This window comes from Paenibacillus glucanolyticus NBRC 15330, assembly GCF_004000885.1.
In the GTDB taxonomy this organism is placed as follows: domain Bacteria; phylum Bacillota; class Bacilli; order Paenibacillales; family Paenibacillaceae; genus Paenibacillus_AQ; species Paenibacillus_AQ glucanolyticus.
Genome location: NZ_BIMC01000003.1, coordinates 338,978 through 357,843, shown reverse-complemented (window position 1 = coordinate 357,843; position 18,866 = coordinate 338,978). Strand labels below are relative to the sequence as shown.

General features: G+C 51.8%; 15 protein-coding genes. 3 read left to right on the top strand and 12 right to left on the bottom strand.

Annotated features, from left to right (window positions below; translation table 11 throughout):
* Window positions 1-76 precede the first annotated feature (76 nt).
* The gene (locus PGL02S_RS07680; protein WP_036640089.1) at window positions 77-1,189 is read left to right on the top strand and encodes a GGDEF domain-containing protein; all 1,113 of its coding nucleotides are present in this window, start codon (window positions 77-79) and stop codon (window positions 1,187-1,189) included.
* Here the strand turns inward: PGL02S_RS07680 and PGL02S_RS07675 are convergent.
* The 4 genes from PGL02S_RS07675 to PGL02S_RS07660 all read right to left on the bottom strand — a co-directional run bounded on the left by PGL02S_RS07675 (window position 1,186) and on the right by PGL02S_RS07660 (window position 5,806).
* On the bottom strand, window positions 1,186-2,136 hold the full coding sequence (locus PGL02S_RS07675; RefSeq protein ID WP_036640091.1) for an aldo/keto reductase family protein: 951 nt from the start codon (window positions 2,134-2,136) through the stop codon (window positions 1,186-1,188). The two genes, PGL02S_RS07680 and PGL02S_RS07675, sit on opposite strands and share 4 nt — an antisense overlap.
* Before the next feature lie 79 nt (window positions 2,137-2,215).
* Window positions 2,216-3,331, bottom strand: a complete 1,116-nt coding sequence (locus PGL02S_RS07670) for a Ger(x)C family spore germination protein (RefSeq protein ID WP_036640094.1) — start codon at window positions 3,329-3,331, stop codon at window positions 2,216-2,218.
* Window positions 3,328-4,443: a GerAB/ArcD/ProY family transporter gene (locus PGL02S_RS07665; RefSeq protein WP_036640096.1), complete on the bottom strand. Its 1,116-nt coding sequence runs from the start codon at window positions 4,441-4,443 to the stop codon at window positions 3,328-3,330. The genes PGL02S_RS07670 and PGL02S_RS07665 overlap by 4 nt, the downstream gene beginning before the upstream one ends.
* Complete coding sequence (locus PGL02S_RS07660) at window positions 4,436-5,806, bottom strand: spore germination protein (protein ID WP_006207016.1); 1,371 nt, start codon at window positions 5,804-5,806, stop codon at window positions 4,436-4,438. The genes PGL02S_RS07665 and PGL02S_RS07660 overlap by 8 nt, the downstream gene beginning before the upstream one ends.
* 235 nt (window positions 5,807-6,041) lie before the next feature.
* Between PGL02S_RS07660 and PGL02S_RS07655 the strand changes: the two genes are divergently transcribed.
* Together PGL02S_RS07655 and PGL02S_RS07650 are read left to right on the top strand one after the other, a co-directional pair.
* On the top strand, window positions 6,042-7,595 hold the full coding sequence (locus PGL02S_RS07655; protein ID WP_036640098.1) for an FAD-dependent oxidoreductase: 1,554 nt from the start codon (window positions 6,042-6,044) through the stop codon (window positions 7,593-7,595).
* A 184-nt stretch (window positions 7,596-7,779) separates the two neighbouring features.
* Window positions 7,780-7,968: a hypothetical protein gene (locus tag PGL02S_RS07650; protein WP_006207018.1), complete on the top strand. Its 189-nt coding sequence runs from the start codon at window positions 7,780-7,782 to the stop codon at window positions 7,966-7,968.
* Between the two features lie 90 nt (window positions 7,969-8,058).
* On the opposite strand, the gene PGL02S_RS07645 is transcribed toward PGL02S_RS07650, so the two are convergent.
* The 8 genes from PGL02S_RS07645 to pdaA all read right to left on the bottom strand — a co-directional run bounded on the left by PGL02S_RS07645 (window position 8,059) and on the right by pdaA (window position 18,758).
* A complete protein-coding gene (locus PGL02S_RS07645) occupies window positions 8,059-8,511 on the bottom strand; it encodes a hypothetical protein (protein WP_006207019.1) in 453 nt (150 codons plus the stop codon).
* An 83-nt stretch (window positions 8,512-8,594) separates the two neighbouring features.
* On the bottom strand, window positions 8,595-9,488 hold the full coding sequence (locus PGL02S_RS07640) for a diacylglycerol/lipid kinase family protein (RefSeq protein ID WP_173937129.1): 894 nt from the start codon (window positions 9,486-9,488) through the stop codon (window positions 8,595-8,597).
* Window positions 9,489-9,696: 208 nt separating this feature from the next.
* Window positions 9,697-11,571: an ABC transporter ATP-binding protein gene (locus PGL02S_RS07635; RefSeq protein WP_036640100.1), complete on the bottom strand. Its 1,875-nt coding sequence runs from the start codon at window positions 11,569-11,571 to the stop codon at window positions 9,697-9,699.
* Window positions 11,568-13,295: an ABC transporter ATP-binding protein gene (locus tag PGL02S_RS07630; protein WP_036640103.1), complete on the bottom strand. Its 1,728-nt coding sequence runs from the start codon at window positions 13,293-13,295 to the stop codon at window positions 11,568-11,570. Before PGL02S_RS07630 ends, PGL02S_RS07635 begins: the two co-directional genes overlap by 4 nt.
* 11 nt (window positions 13,296-13,306) lie before the next feature.
* A complete protein-coding gene (locus PGL02S_RS07625) occupies window positions 13,307-13,789 on the bottom strand; it encodes a MarR family winged helix-turn-helix transcriptional regulator (RefSeq protein WP_228030080.1) in 483 nt (160 codons plus the stop codon).
* Between the two features lie 226 nt (window positions 13,790-14,015).
* Window positions 14,016-15,131, bottom strand: coding sequence for a ribosome small subunit-dependent GTPase A (gene rsgA, locus PGL02S_RS07620; RefSeq protein ID WP_036640106.1), 1,116 nt, complete (start codon window positions 15,129-15,131; stop codon window positions 14,016-14,018).
* 394 nt (window positions 15,132-15,525) lie between these two features.
* Entirely contained in the window at window positions 15,526-17,814 is a 2,289-nt protein-coding gene (locus tag PGL02S_RS07615) for an ATP-dependent DNA helicase (protein WP_036640108.1), read from the bottom strand.
* Window positions 17,815-17,963: 149 nt separating this feature from the next.
* Window positions 17,964-18,758, bottom strand: coding sequence for a delta-lactam-biosynthetic de-N-acetylase (pdaA, locus tag PGL02S_RS07610; protein WP_036640110.1), 795 nt, complete (start codon window positions 18,756-18,758; stop codon window positions 17,964-17,966).
* Between the last annotated feature and the right edge of the window lie 108 nt (window positions 18,759-18,866).

The following is an 18,866-nucleotide window of genomic DNA, read 5'->3' as shown; positions in this document are numbered from 1 at the left end:
CCGATAAAATAGGGATGAATGTCCTCATCGCCTTGCACTGCTGGTGCAAGCACGTGAAAGGAATGAATCCCTTCTCATGACTAATATCCTGTTCACCAACTTTTGTATATTCGTAACCTTTTTATATTTATCCGGACTGCTGTCCAAAAAATATGTGGCCGGCGTCGTGACTCCCTCCACTACCGTGAAGATCAATGCCGGATTGCTCTTTGGCATCTACGGGATCATTCTGATGTACTATTCTTTTCCGATTGATCCCAGGTTTTTTGCCGATTTGCGGCATTTGGCTATCGTGGTGATTGCCAGCTACTTGGGCTGGCTTCCGTCGTTGATAGCAGGCGTTCTGATTGCACTCGGACGGATGATCCTGTTCGGCATGTCCGCTTCCTCTGCCATTGCGGGTGCCGGCATGCTGCTGATCGGCATGATCTGCGGAACCCTGTCTCGCACGCGTTGGGACCGGTTGACCAAAATGATGATCATGAGTATATCCAGCATGCTGGTGCTCCTGTTTATTATGTGGATGAATATTCAGAACCACCAAAAAGTGTTTGCCGTCTTTACGCAGCATCTGATTATATCGGTGCTTGCCACCGTTGTCATCTACATGCTGACCGAGTATATCCATACCTCCAACAAATTGTTCCTGCAAATGAAAAAAAACGCGGAGACGGATCATCTGACCAGCCTGCACAATTTGCGCCAGTTTGAGCAGCTGTTGTCCGAGCGCTTTCTCGAAGCCCAGCATTTCAGCGAACGGCTGGGCGTTCTGGTCGTGGACATCGACCATTTCAAAAAAATAAACGACACCTACGGCCACGCGGCCGGAGATGTCGTTTTGCAGCAGCTCAGCAAAGTGCTGAGGGAGCATTCCCGTTCTTTTGACGAAGTGTCCCGCAACGGCGGGGAAGAATTCTCGGTGCTCGTTCCGGAAGCAACCATCGACGAAACAGCTGCGATTGCCGAACGGATCCGGGCCGCAGTCGAACGCCATGTATTCGTCCTTGAAGACGGGACCAGGCTGCGGATCACCGTGTCGATCGGAGCCGCCGTTCATCCGGATACGGTCCGGTCGAAGGATGCCAAAGAGCTGCTCCAGCAAGCGGACCATGAGCTTTACCGCGCCAAGAACAGCGGGCGCAACCGCGTATGCTCCGCCGTAGAAATCAATGACCTGGTCCTCTCTTAGCCTTGATCCGCCTTCAATATCTCTTCGATGACAGACAGCGTATCCGGCGACAGCTTGATGCCGGAAGCCTTCACGTTCTCTTCGACCTGCTCCGGGCGGCTTGCGCCGACAAGCGCACTGGATACGTTGTCCTGACGCAAAATCCAGGCCAGGGCCAATTGGCCGACGGTGATGCCCAGCTCGTCAGCTATGCGTCCGAGCGCCTGCACCTTCAGGAGGCGGTCTTCACTCATTTTGATTCGATCCGCTCCGATCTTGGATGCACGGCTGTTATCCGGCACTTCTTCCTTCGAGGCATATTTGCCCGTCAGCAGCCCCTGCGCGAGCGGAGAATAGACCACCTGGCCAATCCCTTTCTTCTCGCCAAGCGGAATGACCTCCTCCTCAATCTTACGCTCAAACATATTATACAGCGGCTGATTCACCACGATGCGGTCCAGCAGATATCGGTCTGCAACAGCCAATGCCGCTTCCATTTGGGCAGCTGTCCACATACTGACTCCTACATAGAGCACCTTGCCTTGCCGAACGAGGTCATCCAGCGCGCGCAGCGTTTCTTCAAGCGGTGTCTCTTCATGGTATCGGTGGCAATAATAAATATCGACATAATCGGTACCTAGCCGTTTCAGACTCGCATCACACTGCTCTTTAATATGTTTGCGGGAAAGCCCCTGATCATTCGGTCCGTCCCCCATCTTGCCGAATACTTTTGTTGCCAGCACATAGGATTCCCTTGGGAATGCCCTCAAGGTTTCACCTACAACCACCTCGGCTGCTCCTTGGGCATACACATTCGCCGTATCAAAAAAGTTGACGCCGAGCCCATACGCCGTCTGAATCGACTTGACTGCATTCTCCCGTTCCACATATCCTCCGTACGTCAGCCAGCTCCCGAGACTGATATCGCTGACCTTCAGCCCGCTTCCGCCCAATCTTCTAAATTCCATATGTGAAACCTCCTTATACAAGATAGATGCTTCCCCATTATTGTAACATCTTCCTGTACGATGGACAGCGTAACCCTGTCTACTGCTTATAACCGGTAGATTTGATTCTTAATTTTACGGAAACATTAAACTTGATATGAGGATAGATCGCCGCCCATTCCTCCATTTCGGTTTTATTATTCCAATGCGTACCCCCGTACCGAAGACCGAAGCCAAGTGGATCCCGGCCTGTTTTCCGGATTTTTTCCAGCACATCGGTTATCGCTTTAGAGAGCTCCTTATTGTATATCCCCTCGATTTTTTTTATTTCTTCCGGTGTCAATAGCTTGATATCCTCCTTCTCCTCCAGCGTGGCTTGAATGCGAACCCGAAAATGGATCGCTTCTTGCCCCTTCGGGCTGGTTACGATCTTATAGCTTGCCCGCGTCCTGTCCGTGTTGACCTCAATCAATTCCCCGTCAACGCGGGTGCCAAAGTTGGTGCTTAGATTCCGAAGATCGAGCAGGTTGAACAGACGGGTCTCATCCTTCGTGAGAATTACCTTAACCTTGGACTTATCCATCAGGGCAACCTTATTGATATTCAGAACATTCTTCTCGCCTACCTCAACGACAGGCATGACAGGATCCTCCCCTACCTCGGTCATTCGGCGGGCAAGATCAAAGGAATAGGTCCTCGTAATAAAAGGGGACTCCGTGCCATCCTCGCTCAGCGCCAGAAAAATAGCGTTACCGGCAATCCGTTCGGTTGGCGGCTCTGCCCTGAGCACCTCCTCCGCCGTCGGGATCGCAACCGCCGGATACATCAGAAGCTGCATGTCCCTCCGGCGGACCGTCCAGTCCTCAATTTTGCTAATATCCCGGCGGGCATAGGCTTCACCGTACATTACGCCTTTGCAATGTCCAAAATCGAGCTCTTTGTCCACTTTGGATTTGACTTGACGAATCGCCTCCGCGATGCTGTCGGACTCCTCGGTAATGAGAAGCGACTTCTCCTCGCCGGTTTTCGGGTCACCCGAAGGGATCGAAATCTTGAAGCTGAAGTTATACAGATCGGGACTTTTCTCCGACACGTCAACACCGATGGATACCACAAAGAGGCGAAGGTCGATATCCCGAAACTCACATCCCGAGAGTGTAAGTGTAAGCATCGAGCAGCACAACACCCAGACCAGCCGACGTTTCAGCATGTTCATGCCCGCTTCCTCCTCCTTCTCCTTCTCCACACGGCGTAGAATAACAGGGCAATTAACAGGAATTCTCCCGCAAACCGAACATCGAGGAAGACAATGGCCATATCATTCAAAGAGTATTGATTGATGGCCATTGAGGATGCAAGGATGATCACGCAAAAAGCAGCAAGCACCCACCATTCCACCTTCCGCTTCTTACGAATGGACTCCGGTTTATCGGACTTCAGCCGAAATCCGCCCAGAATCAATTCCTTGCCCACATGCCAGTGGACAATGGAATTGACGAGGGAAAGGCACATATAGACCACATAGAACACGTAAATCATCCGTTCAATGATGAAGTAGCGGATGCGAAGCGAGTCTGCGGTGGAGAAGGCAGGATACACATGCTCCCCTGCTCCCGCTGCTCCAAGCAGTCCGATCGGCGCAAAAATGGATACCGCCAGCGTTAGAATACTTACGATGACGATGGACCAGATATGCTTTACCCTGAACTTGTGGAAGATCCGATTGAAAACCACCATATTGATATATCCGGTATAAATGTAGGTCGCGGCTGCAACCGTCCGGTAATTGGGTATGTCCCACAGATGCGTAATGATCTGCCTGACCGCATCCCAGCTGTAGTAGGGATTACTAAAAACACGCCAAGCCATGTACATAATGATCGGAACGGTCATATAAAGGATCATTTCCAGGGCATACAGGATCGACTCCGAATCCAGCCTTGCACTAAGTGCCACGACAACCAGAAACCCAATCAGCACGATAATGGGCGACACATCCGGGCTGACATACCGGTTGGTAATATCCACAAAACTGACCAGCGTAATGACGCTGGAGAAATACCACCCTAATCCGTACAGAACCAGAAGCACGCCGGATATCCATGCAGGCATCATGGAATTGAAAATTTCCGGCAGTCCTTCGCCCGGAAATTTCTGGATTAGCTTGGTGAAAGTATATAGCAGCAAGGATCCGATAGGGATCGCTATCAGAATGGATATCAAGGCACCGTCAAATCGGTCCTGAATCAGGATCCTGGGCACATAGTTAATCAGGTTGATGGTCGCATTGAGTAGGAAGAGGTAATAAAAATATTTATTTCTAACCACTCTGCTGATCCCCCTTATTGCTCCACTCCACCGCAAACATCTTCAGATAAGGCTTGCCGAACGACCGCAGGCTGGTTAAGTACATAATCGTTGCAACGACACCCAGCACAATGCCTACCAGCCCGAAAAAGGTAGCCAGGAGAATGAATATGTACTTGGTCACGCGGATGCCGGAACTCATCATGTTGATCGGAATAACAAAGTTCGTAACCGCCACTGCAGCCACCAAAATAATCATGATATTGCTGACGAGCCCCGCTTCTGTAGCCGCTGTACCCAGTATGAGTCCACCGACCACGCAGGCGGTCTGGCCTATCGCCTTCGGCAGCCGGACACTTGCCTCCGTCAGAAACTCCATCGCCAGAAGCATAAAGATTACTTCGAAGAAGGAGGGATACGGGACGGTGGCCCGGCTGCCCGCAATGAGCAGTGTAATCTGCATTTTGAGTATTTCGGGATTGTAGGAGGTAAAAGCCACATACAGGCTCGGCATGAGGACCGTCACAAACAATGCGATGTACCGGATTCCCTTGAGGAACCATCCGATAGGGGGCAGCTGGATTTTGTCATCCATGGCTGTAAAGAAATCGTTGAAGATCGCCGGAAGCAGAATTGCGTACCCCGTCGAGTCAACAAGGACGGCTACTTTTCCCTGGGAAATATTCATGACCGTCCGGTCCGGCCGCTCGGTCAACATTAACGTTGGGAACAGTCTTAGCTGAGGGTGCATCGTATGCCGCTCAATCTCGGATGCAGACTGGACAATATCTGATTTGAGTTCGGAAAGACGCTTCCTTAATTCCTCCAAAACCGACTCATCGGCTTTGGTCACATCATAGAGGATGATAATCCGGGTCTGGGATATTTTCCCTACCGTCATAAACTCCGATTTCAGATTGGCCGTTTGGTAACGATGGCGTATTAAATTCAAATTCACTTCAATATTCTCGGTAAAGGAGTCATCCGGCCCTTGAATGACATTCTCCGTGCTGGCAGGCTGAATATCGCCTGCATTGATCAACACGGCATCAAACAGGAGCACCCGATCCTGAATGAATACCACGACGCAGCCCCGAAGCATATTGCGCATGAGCTCCGATTCCTCTGCTGGCTCAATCGTTGAAGGGAAGGATCGAATGAATTCTTCGTAAATCTTCAGAGAGTTCAATTCATAAAACCGGTTAATCAGGTCCTCATTCACCACAACGGGATCGCACATGCTCTTGAAATAAAGCAATAACGCGTGATCCTCCTGATTCTTAAGCTCCCGCTCCTCGATATCCCCGACCTTATGGAGCTGCTTCTGCAGCCATTGTTTAGCGTGTGAGGCATTTAGATGTGTCTTATGTGTCTCGCTGCTCATGATAATTCCCCTCGTTTTTCATAGAATTCCGATGATCATGTCGTTTCTCTAGGTTCTGCACAAATGTTCCAAATTATTACGAGTATTCAGAAATTCATGCAAATTCAGGAGAAGGGTAGATTAAGTCGCCATTCACAGCTCGGGCTTCGTTTCTAATCATCCCTCTGTGGTAATAATGGAGACAAGGAGCCTTAAGTTTGAGGATAATGCCTAAAGAAGCCGAGGAGGAATCGGAATGAACCCATCCAATCCATCATATCAAGAGCTGCCGCGATATCCGGAATCGCTGTGGAGAGCGACAACCGAGCTGCCTACTTTTCCCCGTCTGGCCGAAGATATAGAAGCAGACGTTGCCATTGTCGGAGCCGGCATCACCGGGATTACAACCGCCTACCTGCTGGCCAAGGCCGGCAAGGATGTCGTATTGATTGAGGCTGGCCGCATACTGAACGGAGCGACGGGATACACAACAGCCAAGGTAACGGCCCAGCATGGGCTGATCTACCATGAATTGACGAGTCATTTTGGCGAGGAGAACGCCCGGCTCTATTACGAAGGAAACCGGGAAGCGATCGAATTCATACGGAATATCGTTGGCGGGGATGAAGAGAAGTTCGGGCTGAAGCTGGAGGACGCTTATATCTACGCCCAGGAGGACGACAAGTATCTCGCGAAGCTGGAGGACGAGATCAAAGCCTATGAGCAGCTCGGGATTCCGGGAGAATGGCAGGACAGCCTTCCCCTGCCCATGCCGATACGGGGAGCTATCAAGATGCCGGGGCAATACCAATTCCACCCGCTGCAGTATCTAAAACACCTGACCGAACAGTTTCTCATGCTCGGGGGGCGGATCTATGAAAACACCACCATGGATGAAAAGGCTGAAACCGAAGGACCGATTACACTGCTGACCAAGCGGGGCGGCCACCGCATTACTTGCAACCACGCTGTTTCCGCCTCCCATTTTCCGTTCTATGACGGGAAGGGATTGTTCTTCACACGGCTGCACGTGGAACGCTCCTATGCGATTGCCGTTAAACCTGAGACGGCCTATCCAGGCGGGATGTACCTGAGTGTGGATAAGCCAAAGCGCTCCCTGCGTTCAGCTTCCTATAACGGTGAGGATCTGGTCATTGTCGGCGGGGAGAATCATCCCACGGGACGCAGCATCTGCACCCATCAGCATTATGAGAATCTGGAGCTGTTTGCCGGTAATCTGATGGGGGCTTCCGCCATTCCCTACCGCTGGTCGACGCAGGATCTGATTACACTGGACAATCTGCCATACATCGGACCAATCACTTCGAAGCATGACCGGATTTATGTTGCGACAGGCTTCCGCAAGTGGGGCATGACAACAGGAACACTGGCCGCGAACATCATCAGTGATCAAATCTTGGGGAAAACGAACCGTTATGCCGACATGTTCAACCCGTCCCGATTCAAGGCAGACCCGAGCATCAAAACATTTGTTGTGCAAAATGCGACGGTTGCCAAAGATTTTGTGGCTGGCAAAGTGGACCTGTCCCATGCCGACATTACCGAACTGAAGATAGGCGAAGGTGCCGTCGTTCGTCATAACGGCCAACGGGCAGGAGCTTACAAGGATGACCAGGGAAATCTGCATCTCGTGGACACGACCTGCACACACCTCGGCTGCGAGGTGGAATGGAACGAGGGCGAGCGCTCCTGGGATTGTCCATGTCACGGGTCCCGATTCCGTTATGATGGCAAGGTGCTGGAAGGCCCGGCCATAGAGCCATTGAAGCAGTTGGACGCTGAGAGTTAAATATCATGATGCTGTAACCCATATATAAAACGAGGCGGAAACCAAGGGTCCCGCCTCGTTTTTTTACTCTAAATTGGTTATTCGTTTAATAGCGGGCTTCTAAACCGCCTTAATCCCCTAATCAACACCAAAATCATCCTATTTCTGGTATGATCGTAATAAATTCGTTATAGGAGGAATCGCCATGGTGCTTGGCCCTGAATATTTGGATCGCATTAAAGAAGAGGTTTCCGAACGGAAAGCGAAGGAAAAATTAGGCGGCATCCAGCAGCATGGCCTGATCCGTGATTTTTTAATGACCCTCGCTGCAGCAGGCGCTTTCATAGTGGTGGCTGCCATCTTTGGTTTCATTCTGCATCACATTCGATATTAGATCACACCTGCAGTCCAATCAAAAAAGACACCCTCGCGGGTGCCTGTGGACATGTGATTGCGGAAGGCAGTGGATATGGGCTGGCCCAAGCTAAGCGATTTCCGGGGCCAGCTCGTCCCGGTAGGCCTCGAGCGACCGGTCTACGATGACACGAATGAAAGCCGGATCAATATCCTGGATCCACGGCATCGCATTATTCCAGGCATTTTCCTCGATTTGCAGCGCAATCTGCTTCTGATCCCATTCATCGATCGTTCCATCCATCCGGTCACACAGTTCCGTGAGTTTCAGGTCCATCGAATGGCCCAGCTCATGGGCAAACACCACCGCATAATAAGCATTAAACGACTCAAGTGATCCAAACAGCTGAAGACACTGCTGGCGTATGACCTCGGTATACATCGTCACACGATGTGAATGCATCACGTATTTCCCGCCGATTAACCGGCCCCCTGGAAAATACGTATCCATCTCCACGGTGACACTGCTGCCCGACCGACGTAGAAGCTCTTGCGTAATTCGGTTCAGTTCGGACTTATTCAATGATGATCATGGCTCCCTTTAAAGATATAAACATCATTATAAAAGAACCATATGAAAATGCAATATCAAATATGCCTGCCGACTCACTCTCCCCCGACCAAAAACCTTAAGCCGCGGGGCCTGACAGACACGTCAGCCGGGGCCTCCATATAGACCTCACCATCCGTATCGGCCTTCATGGGCTTTGCCGTGGTCAGCTTGACCGAAGCGGCCTTCACATACTCTATGCTCTCATTGGCCGGCTTCCACTCCCCTTCGACCTTGCGGCTTAACAGTTCTTTTAACAGCGGAAGTCCGGCTTCACGGATAATCAGCACATCCAGTAAACCATCACACAGCGAATCGAGCGTAAAGGGAAGCGGACGAGTCCCGAGGTAACGGCCATTCGAAATGTAGATCATGACGGCCTCACCTTCGCTGGTATGTCCGTCATATTCCAGACTGTAAGAGAAGGGTTCAGCAGCACGTACGGTTTGCAGCATGCTGATAAAATAACTCAATTTGCCCAGTTTCCCTTTCAAATCCGGATTGATATTCTCCGACGTGTCCGTAATGAGGCCCACTCCGAAAAAATTCGTGAACACCCGGCCTTGAGCCATGCCGATATCCAATTCCCGAACATGTCCCTTCATTAATTCGTCAGCCGCGAGCGCAAGCTCCACCGGCAGATTCATGGAGCGGGCAAAATCATTGCAAGTGCCTACAGGCAAAATCCCTACGAGCGGCGGATGATCCAGCGTTGCAATGCCATTAACACACTCATGGACCGAGCCGTCCCCGCCCATAATGAGAATGAGATCGTATGTCCCGCCTTGATCCCTGCACAATGCCTCCCCCTCGCCAGGCTTAAAGGTCTGATACAACACCAGCTCCTTCACGTTCTTCGCCAATACTGGAATTACCGCCGCCAGCTGCTGCAGCGTTTCCTGCTGGCCTGCGTTCTGGTTGTACACCAGCAATGCCCGACTATACATCATTCCATGACCCCCTCATATCCGTACCGGAATGTCTTGCTTCTATTATTACCCTTTGTCGTGAACCTATTAATCAGTACAGCTTGAATAGGTCCCCGTTCACCTCCAACCCATCATGCTGCAGCTTTAAATCAGCCCTCCATGCTGGAATAAGAAGACCCCTTCTGCAATCGAAGGGGTCTTCAGGGACTTCAATTATGCCTGCATTCTGTTATCCAGCCTCATGCTGATCGCTGAACTGACTGTTGTACAGGTCCGCATAGAAGCCTCCTTGCGACAGCAGCTCCTGATGGGTTCCCTGTTCAATGATGCTGCCCTTGTTCATGACCAGAATAAGGTCCGCATCGCGAATCGTGGATAGACGATGCGCAATGACAAAGCTGGTCCGGTCCTTCATCAGCTCATTCATCGCCTTCTGAATGTACAGCTCGGTCCGGGTATCCACGCTGCTGGTCGCTTCGTCAAGAATCAGAATCGACGGATTCGCCAGAATGGCCCGCGCAATCGTGAGCAGCTGCTTCTGCCCTTGCGATATGTTGGAGGCCTCCTCGTTCAGAACGGTGTCATAGCCGTCCGGCAGCGTCCGGATGAAGTGGTCGGCATGAGCCGCTTCCGCTGCTCTGATGATCTCTTCCTCCGTGGTCCCCTCGCGGCCGTATCCGATATTTTCCCGGATCGTCCCGTTAAAGAGCCAGGTATCCTGGAGCACCATTCCGAACAGGCTGCGAAGCTCACCCCGTCGAAGGGACGTAATATCCGTTCCGTCTATCGTAATTTTGCCCTTGTTAAGCTCATAGAACCGCATCAGCAGATTAATAAGCGTGGTCTTCCCTGCACCGGTTGGACCGACAATAGCCACCGTCTGTCCGTGCTTCACATCGACGTTCATATCCTCGATCAGAAGCTGATCCGCTTTATAACCAAAACTCACATTCTGGAAGGATACATCGCCGAGCGGCTTCTTGAGGGCTGCCGGAGCCGTATGCTCAGACACTTCTTCTTCCTCGTCCAGCACTTCAAATACGCGCTCTGCCGATGCAATCGTGGATTGAATAACATTCGCGATATTGGCAAGCTGCGTGATCGGCTGTGTGAACTGGCGTGAATATTGGATGAACGCCTGGATATCCCCGATCTCGATTGCTCTGCGGGTAACCAGAACGCCACCGACAACACTCACGATCACATACCCGATATTGCCAACAAAACTCATCAGCGGCATGATCGTTCCCGAGATGAACTGGGCTTTCCATCCGGCATCATAGAGCTTGTCGTTGACTTCATCGAATTGCTCCATCGATTGTCGTTCCCGGCCAAACGCCTTCACCACTTTATGACCTGTATACATCTCTTCCACATGTCCGTTCAGTTGGCCCAGATGCTTCTGTTGTGCCACGAAATGCTTCTGAGAGCGCTTGGCAACCATGATAGTGACCACCACGCTGAGCGGCAGGGTCAATATAACCACCAAAGTCAGCAGCGGACTGATTGTAAGCATCATGATGATAACCCCGACCAGTGTTACCACAGAGGTAATCATCTGTGTAAGACTCTGCTGAAGCGTACTACTGATATTGTCCATATCGTTCGTGACCCGGCTCAGCGTCTCCCCATGCGTACGGGCGTCAAAATATTTAAGCGGCAGGCGTCCGAGCTTGTTATAGACATCCTTGCGCAGATCGTAAACAGTCCGCTGTGCCACGCCAGCCATGACATATTGCTGGATATAAGCAAACAGCGAGCTTAGCAGATACAGGCCTGCCAGCCAGAGCATGATATTCCGAATGGCATCAAAATCAATCCCGGCACCCGGTACGCCCTGCATTTTGGCCATGAATCCTTTGAACAGGATCGTGGTTGCATCACCGAGAATTTTCGGGCTCACAATGCTGAATATCGTACTCAAGATGGCTGCGGTCAAGACGATCAGCAGTTTCCCCGTATGGGGCTTAAGGTATCGTGTAAGCCGGCGCAAAGTCCCCTTGAAATCCTTGGCTTTCTCGGCTGCCATCCCGGCACCATGCGGCCCGCCGCCGAAGGGACCGCCCTGGCCCCGAGGATGTCCTCCCCGTTTCTTCTCGCTCATGCGATCTCCTCCTCTGACAGCTGTGAGGTGACAATTTCACGGTACACATCGCTTGATGCCATAAGTTCCCCATGCGTGCCCATTCCAGCAATGCGTCCCTGTTCCAGCACGATGATTCGGTCAGCGTCCATGACGGTGCTGACACGCTGGGCCACAATCAGAACCGTAGCCTCGGTCGTTTCCTCCCTCAGCGCTGCACGAAGATTCGCATCGGTCTTGAAATCCAGCGCAGAGAAACTGTCATCGAACACGTAGATTTCAGGTCTCCGGACCAGCGCCCTGGCAATGGAGAGCCGCTGCTTCTGACCTCCGGATACGTTGCTACCGCCTTGGGAAATCTCGGCATCATAACCGCCTTCCATTGAAGAGATGAAATCAGCCGCCTGGGCAACTTTCGCGGCATGCTGAATCTCCTCGTCCGTTGCGTCTTCCTTGCCGTAGCGGATATTCTCTGCAATGGTACCGGTGAACAGCAGCGCCTTCTGCGGCACAAATCCGATCCGGTTCCGCAGATCTTCCTGCATCAAGTCCCGAATATCCGTCCCGTTGACGAGAATCCGCCCGGAGGTCACGTCATAGAAACGCGGAATCAAGCTGATCAGCGTTGATTTGCCTGAACCTGTTCCTCCAATAATCGCGGTAATTTCACCCGGGCCTGCCTGGAAGGAAATATCGGATATGGCCGGCTCCTCTGCGCCCGGATAATAGAAGGTGACGTCCTGAAATTCAATGGAACCCGTCTGAATGCCGGTATTCCGCGGCTGCTTCGGATCGTGGATCTCCGGTATCATGTTCAATACCTCATTGATCCGGACTGCCGATGCCTGCGCGCGCGGAATCATGACAAACATGACGGACAGCATGATCAGTGAGAACATGATCATCATCGCGTATTGAAGGAAGGCCATGAGGTCCCCGACCTTCATGTGTTCGGCTTCTATGCGGTGGGCTCCGAACCAAACAATCGCCAGCGTGGCGAAGTTCATGACAAGCATCATGACGGGCATCATGGCACCCATGATTTTGTTAACCTTGATCGAGGTGGCTGTCAGATCCTCATTGGCATCATTAAACCGGACCGTCTCATGGTCCATGCGGTTAAACGAACGGATGACCCGCATTCCGGTCAGATTCTCACGCAGCACGCGGCTGAGTGTATCAATCTTGATCTGTATGGCCTTGAAGAGCGGAATCCCTTTTTTGGCAATGATGAAAATAGCCAACGCGAGAATCGGCAGGACGATCAGAAGCACCGTTGTCAGTCCCGGATCTCTCGATATCGCCATCACGATGCCCCCGATACACATCATCGGCGCGATGGCCATCATGCGAAGAATCATGATCGTGACCTGCTGCACCTGTGTGATATCGTTGGTGGTACGGGTTATCAGGGAAGCTGTTCCGATCTTGTCAAATTCCTGCAGCGTAAAATTCTCGACATGGGAGAATACGCGACCACGCAGAATCCGGCCAAAACCGGTTGCCGATTTGGATGCCAAATAACTTGCCGCAATGGAGCAGACCATGCCGCCTGCTGTAACCAGGAGCATAAAACCTCCCACACTCCAAATGTAAGGAACGTCTCCCTTCACGATGCCGATATCCACAATGTCAGCCATCAAGGTCGGCAAGTAAAGATCAGACAGACATTGGAAAAATGTGAACAGCAGAACAAAAATGACCGCTGTCCGGTATGGTTTCATGTATTGAAACAGCTTTAACAAATCCCCCACCCCTACTCGTTGTCTGATGTTGTTTCATTCGAATTGCGCTTATGTTCTTGGAATTGGTAAATCTTCGTCAGCAGCTCCGTCAGCTTGACGCTGTCCTCTTCACCGAGAAAATCAACCAGCTCGTTAAAGTTGTTTTTGACTTTCAGGTAGGTTTGCTGGACAATACGGTTCCCTGCCTCCGTAAGCTGTACACGAACCGCGCGTCGGTCCTGTGCATCCATCACCCGCTCCACCAGGCCTTTACTCTCCAAGCCGTTGATGAATTGCGTGATCGTTGGGGACGTAACGTTCATCATGCTGCTAATCTCCGACACCTTCATACCGGGTCCGTTAGGCTCGATATGATGTCTGAGTCCCATTAGAACTCGAATTTCACCAGGGGTATAACCGGAAATCATGTGCTGATCCCATTCCTGCTTATGAAACATACGGATGCTGTACAGGAGCCTGCTGGCTATGCTGTCTTCCCGCATGCCCCCCTTCATGCACCTTCCTTCTTGTGACTGTCTTTCCTCGTCAACGGTATCTCCATTATGTGAATCTGGGTGTTTATCCTGTGTCATGGGCCACCTCTTCTCTACAGCACTAAAGCTTGAATTGACATGGTACAGAGCATTTCTCCTTAAATAGATAGTTTGCCAATCTATTTGGTTACCTAACTATATACCTGGGGAAGACCGAAGTCAAATCGACTTCGGTCTTCCCGTAACACTATAATTCCTCGTCGTATAGAAGCTGCTGATAAGCCCCTCGTTGCACTTTGCCGCTCTTGCGTGACGACTTGCCAGAGCTCTTGTTCTGCCGCCGGGTGCTTGCCTTTTCTTTACGGGCGATATGAGCGAGCTCGCGCTCTGTTTTCTTGTAATTCGCATAACGCTTTGCATCCAGCGTCCCGTCCTGCAATGCTTCCCGGACCGCGCAGCCTGCTTCGGTCTCATGTCGGCAATCATGGAATCGACACTGCTGCGAGAGCGTGGAGATGTCCGCAAAGGCAGTCTCAAACCCCTCCTCTGAATCCCACAGCTGCAGCTCCCTCATGCCCGGGGTATCCACCATGATAGCACCTCCCGGCAGCACGAACAGCTCCCGGTGTGTCGTGGTATGGCGTCCCCTTGCATCCTCTTCCCGAATCCCTTGAACACGCTGCATCTCCTGACCGGACAGCCAGTTCAATAACGTGGATTTGCCCGCCCCGGAAGTGCCCGTTATTGCCACTGTCTTCCCTTGCACCAAGTAATCTTGAAGCTGCTCCTTCCCTTGGTCCTTTAAGGAGCTCACCACAAACACCGGCACACCGAGAGCGACCTCTTCCACCAGCGAGACATATGTTTCAGGCGATTCACATAGATCCGCCTTGGTGAGCAGGATGACCGGTGCAGCTCCGCTCTCCCAGACAGCAATTAAATAGCGTTCAATTCTGCGGACATTAAAATCCTTATTCAGCGCATTAATGATAAACACGGTATCCATGTTCGCGGCGATAACCTGCTCATCCGGCACGCTGCCTGCTTCCCTGCGCGTGACAGCGGACTTGCGGGGCAGCAGCTTATGAATGACGGCCCGCGATTCGCCCTGTAGCGGCTCGACCAGCACCCAATCGCCGACAGCCGGGAAATCGCTTTTGCTGCCCGCTTCGTATTCATACTTCCCTGTGACAACAGCCGTCTGCTCACCCTCTTGGGTTATAATGCGGTATTGCTTTGAGAACTGGGCTGTCACGCGCGCCGGCACGAGCTCTTTGTCCTGCTTCGGCATCTGCTCAGCCATCAAGCTCCAGTGTTCATTCCATCCATATGTGTGTAACGGTGTCATTTCTTGTTTAGTCAAATTCGTTATATCCCCTTATCATTATCAATTTGGTTGTTATATCAAAACACAAAAAAACCGCAGATTTGTATCTGCGGCTGATCTGAATATACACCAGAAGAAGGCATCATGCCCTACGGTTACCCCGTGAAGACAATACCAAACCCCGAGTATAGACACAAAGAACCCGCAGGATACCAAACACGGTCTCCTGCGGGTTCCAGGTATGGAAGTGAGGGCTCGATCTGAAGCCTCACTTCTTCGTTACCATTAGAATTTCCCGTCCAAAGAGACCAACGTCAAAGCGACCCATCCACTATGCATCATAACCATTTGACATCAGCCTCCTTCTGCTTAATTAATATATCCGTATTATAGAGTTCCAATTTCCAAGTGTCAACATCCCATGAAAAATTTAGATTCGCCTAAAATGCCTCCACTCCTCTGGCAGCAGCATCCCGTATTGGCGATTCAGAAAACGGTCATCAACAAGTGTGAGCGTACCGCTGTCTTGCTCTGACCGAATCAGGCGTCCTCCGGCCTGCAGCACTTTGTTCATCCCCGGGTACACGTAAGCGTAATCGTATCCCCTCTTACCGGTACGGTCGAAATAATCCTTGATGATGTCATTCTCGAAAGACAACTGCGGCAATCCTACGCCGATCACTACGACACTGGAGAGCCGTTCTCCCTTCAGATCAATACCCTCCGAGAAAATGCCGCCCATTACCGCAAAGCCGATCAGCGGATCGGCTGCATCCGCCTGAAATGCATTCAGGAACGCCTCCCGCTCCCCCTCGCTCATCCCGTGTCCCTGAAGCAGCGTGCGTGCCCCGGGATTCATTCGGGCGAAGTCTTCATGAATATCCTGCATGTAGGGGTAGGACGGCAGAAAAATCAAGGTATTCACCGGCTGCTCCTGAACCAGAGCACTCAGCATCCGCACGATGGCCTCACGGCTCCGCTCCCGATCCTTGAACCGCGTCGACAACGGCAGAACTCGCACATCCAGCTGCTCGGCCGAGAATGGGGACGGAATCGAGAGGCTGTAGTCCTCTTCCTCCGCTCCCAGCATATCGCAATAATAGCCGAGCGGCATCAGGGTGGCCGAGAAAAACACGCTGGACCGATAATTCTTGGCCGCTTGCTGAAGCAAATAAGAGGGATCCAGACAAAACAGCTTGAGAAACACCTCGCTCTGACTCATCTCTGCATAGGTGACAAACCGGTCGTCATACAGCTTGGAGATACGCAGATAGCCCTGTACGGCAAAATAGCACTCCAAAAGCGCATCGGCCTCATCCCCGCTTTTGCCTGTCATCAGTTCGGCTTCCGCCTGGAGGGCAAAATCCTCCAATAGTTCGACCATCATCTCCGGCTGCTGGGAGCCTACAATCCGCTCTTCCTCTTCACCGGCCTTACGCAGAATCTTAAAGCGGTTATTGACCCGTTTAGCCGTATTGTACAGCGTGGGATTGCTCTCTTTATAAGCCCTCTGCAGCTCTAAGAACGCAGATTTATTCAGTTCAGCCGAGAACATCCCTCGCGCGCGGTCCACCAGATTATGCGCCTCATCAACGAGCAGCACGCTGCGCTTCTTCACTTCCTCCGGCATACGCTTGAAGGATACACGCGGGTCAAACACATAGTTGTAATCACAGATGACGGCATCAGCCGCATAAGCGGCGTCCAGCGAGAACTCAAACGGACAGACCATATGCTTGCGGGCATAATCCTCAATGACGGGCCTCGTGATCAACGTTTCATTCGAGAGCAGATCCAGTATGGCGTCATTGATCCGGTCATAGTAGCCCTCCGAGAACGCACAGCCCATCTGACTGCAGCCTTCCGCTTCGCTGAAACAGATCTTGTCCTTCGCCGTCAGCGTGACTGCGTGCATACAGAGCCCTTGACGCTCCATGCGCGCCATGGCTTCCTCCGCGGTGGTTCGGGTAATCGTTTTGGCTGTCAGGTAAAAGATCCGCGATAGCAGTCCTTCACCGATCGCTTTAACCGAAGGAAACAGCGTGGATATGGTTTTGCCTATGCCGGTCGGCGCTTTGGCGAACAATCTCCGTCCTTCACCGATGCTTTTATATACGGCACCAGCAAGCTTCCGCTGTCCCTCCCGGTAGGCAGGAAACGGGAATTTAAGCTCGCGGATGCTCCGATCTCTCCGCTCGGCATGCTCTCTTAACAGGTTCGCATAGGGAGCATATGCCCCCACGACCTCAAGCACAAAGGATTCCAGCTGAGGCAAACTCCATTCCTGCACGAACTGCTTCCGCTCTCCGCTCGGCACCTGGAAATAGGTCAATCTGACTGCCATCCTTGGCATCTCATGCAACTTCGCATACATATAGGCATACATTTTGGCTTGCGCCCAGTGAACCGGGTAGGTGTGCTCGGTAATCTCGCCCAAATCTCCGGAGGTCGACTTGATCTCATCAATCATGATCCGTTCTTCCTCCCGAATCAGGCCGTCACAGCGACCCTCCACCACAAACAGCAGATCCTCGTACGGAATCTCGACTTCAAGCTGCACTTCCTTCTGATCGTTCTCGCCATAATCGCGCTGTACTTGCTGATGCGCGCGGGTACCCTCGGTGAGGGAGGTCGCCGTGCGAAAGCCCGAGGTAATGCTGCCGCTGCGAAAGACGTATTCCACCAGCGGCCTTACGGATATTTGGATAGTATGAGGCATGATGGTCTCCTATCGTTCATGTTCTTATGAAGCGTATTATACCAAACATTCGTTCCTGAATGCGAAGCATCCGCGCAGATCGATACAGAAAAAAGCGTGCGGACGGTTATCCTCGAGGATACCATCTGCACGCTATGCGAAACGGTCACTTATGGAGCTTTTTTCTGCATCTGATCCAAACTCTTAAACTCGTAGCCCCGGTTCTTCGCTTCATCAATGATTCGCCCCAGCGCCTCTGTATTGTCCTTGGAGATCGAATGAAGCAGGATGACTGCACCCGGGTGCAGCTGTGCGGTCACCTTGTCGTAAGCATACTGTGCGCCGCGCTGTGACTTCACATCCCAGTCCATATACGCTAGCGACCAGAAGACATTGGTATATCCCAATTGTTTGCTGGTTGCCAGGGACTTCTCGTCGAATATGCCGCGCGGTGTACGCAAATACTTCATGTCCGGCTGGCCGGTTATGCTCATGACCTCCTTCTTCACCCGCTCCAGCTCCTCGGTCAGCTTCTCTGCCGAAATCGTGGTAACATCGGGGTGATTCCAGGAATGGTTGCCGATAATATGGCCTTCCGCCGTCATCCGCTTCAGCAGATCCGCCTGTGTCTTCACGTAATGTCCGGTCACGAAGAAGGTGGCGGGCACCTTTTTCTCTTTGAGCGTATCCAGGATACGGGAGGTATAACCGTTCTCATAGCCGTTATCAAACGTGAGATAAAGCTCCTTCTGCTCGGCATCGCCCATGAAGATGGCATCGTATTTTTGCAGAAGCTCCTTAAAGCCTTCCTCATTGATCGAGGGCAGCTGGCCATTGACGCTTTTCTTAAATCCAAAGTGAAACGGACCGCTTCCGGCCGCCAAGGCTGCTCCAGAGATGGTCAGCACTATCGCCAAACTCATCAGAAGCACAAGCGCCGACCGAAGGACTCCACGTTTCTTCATATCCGCCTCTCTCCTTCTTTGTAGTGATATGGATCAATCGCCCCTATGAAAGACGTGCCCAGGGTTGCATCACCTAATATCCCACAAATCGGAGCAAACTATGTGTAA

Coding starts and splice junctions, on each gene's coding strand:
- PGL02S_RS07680 (WP_036640089.1), top strand. CDS start 77: ATGACTAATATCCTGTTCACCAACTTTTGTATATTCGTAACCTTTTTA.
- PGL02S_RS07675 (WP_036640091.1), bottom strand. CDS start 2,136: ATGGAATTTAGAAGATTGGGCGGAAGCGGGCTGAAGGTCAGCGATATC.
- PGL02S_RS07670 (WP_036640094.1), bottom strand. CDS start 3,331: ATGAACATGCTGAAACGTCGGCTGGTCTGGGTGTTGTGCTGCTCGATG.
- PGL02S_RS07660 (WP_006207016.1), bottom strand. CDS start 5,806: ATGAGCAGCGAGACACATAAGACACATCTAAATGCCTCACACGCTAAA.
- PGL02S_RS07655 (WP_036640098.1), top strand. CDS start 6,042: ATGAACCCATCCAATCCATCATATCAAGAGCTGCCGCGATATCCGGAA.
- PGL02S_RS07650 (WP_006207018.1), top strand. CDS start 7,780: ATGGTGCTTGGCCCTGAATATTTGGATCGCATTAAAGAAGAGGTTTCC.
- PGL02S_RS07640 (WP_173937129.1), bottom strand. CDS start 9,488: ATGATGTATAGTCGGGCATTGCTGGTGTACAACCAGAACGCAGGCCAG.
- PGL02S_RS07635 (WP_036640100.1), bottom strand. CDS start 11,571: ATGAGCGAGAAGAAACGGGGAGGACATCCTCGGGGCCAGGGCGGTCCC.
- PGL02S_RS07625 (WP_228030080.1), bottom strand. CDS start 13,789: ATGAAGGGGGGCATGCGGGAAGACAGCATAGCCAGCAGGCTCCTGTAC.
- PGL02S_RS07615 (WP_036640108.1), bottom strand. CDS start 17,814: ATGCCTCATACTATCCAAATATCCGTAAGGCCGCTGGTGGAATACGTC.
- pdaA (WP_036640110.1), bottom strand. CDS start 18,758: ATGAAGAAACGTGGAGTCCTTCGGTCGGCGCTTGTGCTTCTGATGAGT.